General features: G+C 48.1%; 1 protein-coding gene. It reads left to right on the forward strand.

Annotated elements, in window-relative coordinates:
- A partial coding sequence (locus BLW37_RS18550; protein ID WP_245785793.1) for a condensation domain-containing protein occupies nucleotides 1-1326 on the forward strand: 1326 nt, incomplete at both ends.

Below are 1326 nucleotides of genomic sequence, written 5' to 3' on the forward strand. Positions count from 1 at the left end.
TGATGCGTTTAACCGATTGGTCATGGCGGTTGAGTTTGTTATTCGTCGGCATGATGTTTTACGCACCATGATCCTGTGGAGAGAGCGAGCTCAGCCTGTCCAGGTGGTTGTGCGTCATGCTGAATTGCCGGTCAGGTTTTTGCGTCAGGACGAAGTAGGGTGCAGCAAGGAAGCGGTGCAGAGTTATATTAAAAATGCGGCGTTTTATATTGATTTAGAGTTGGCACCGTTAATTCAGCTGGAGGTGATAAAAGATAACCATTCTGAACGCAGTTATGTGGTTATCAAGACGCATCATATCATCTCCGATCATATTTCACTCGAAGTGCTGATGGATGATATGTCGGCGTACTCTCAAGGTTATGCGGAGAGATTGCCAAAAGCCCCTCTTTACCGTGAGTTTATTGCTCGTACATTGCATCATTTGGGTGGGTTAGATGTCGCCGGTTTCTTTAAGGAGCAGCTTGCGGTCATTGAAGGGCCGACCTTGCCGTTTGGATTGTTTGATGTCATGGGGGATGGGAGTAGGGTCAATGATTTAAACATCCCTCTGAGCGCAAGCGTTTCAGCAAAGATCCGGGAGCTCATGCGCTTGCATACTACCTCTCCGGCTACTTTCTTTCACGCAGTCTGGGCGTTAGTTTTATCGGCTTGCACCGGGCAGCAACATGTTGCTTTTGGTACCGTTTTTACGGGTCGCATGTCAGGAGGTCAAGGGGTTGAGCGAGCCATGGGTATGTTGATAAATACACTGCCCTTGGTTGTATCGGTCAATGAGAGGCCTGCGAAAGGTTTCCTGCAGAGTGTGAGTCAGTCTTTAAAAGACTTGATGCCTTATGAGCAAGTCAGTTTGTCCGAGGCGCAGAGCTATAGCAGTATCGCAGGTAGCCTGCCGTTGTTCAATTCTGTCATAAACTACCGTCACTCAATTGCTTCAGAGGAAGAGCCTGTCGAGGTTGAGGTGTCGCCTTCGGGTGCCGGGATTTCGATGGTGGAAGTGATTGAGAGAACAAATTATCCGTTAACCATATCAGTCAATGATTTTGGTGAATCACATCCATTTTCACTAAGTCTTCAAGTGGATGAGGCATTGGATGGCCAAACTATAGCGGATTATGCAGTGACAGCGATATCGAGTCTTTTGTCAGCTTTAGAGCGTGGTGACGATACAGCGGTTAACCTGCTGAATATCCTGCCAGAGCAAGAGCGATACCGACAGATTTTTGAAATGAACACCACCGCGCTGGATTACCCGCAGGATAAATGCATCCATGAGCTGTTTGAGCAGCAGGCAGAGGATAACCCGGATGCCATCGCGGTGGTGTT

The organism is Alkalimonas amylolytica (genome assembly GCF_900107845.1).
Taxonomy (GTDB): domain Bacteria; phylum Pseudomonadota; class Gammaproteobacteria; order Enterobacterales; family Alteromonadaceae; genus Alkalimonas; species Alkalimonas amylolytica.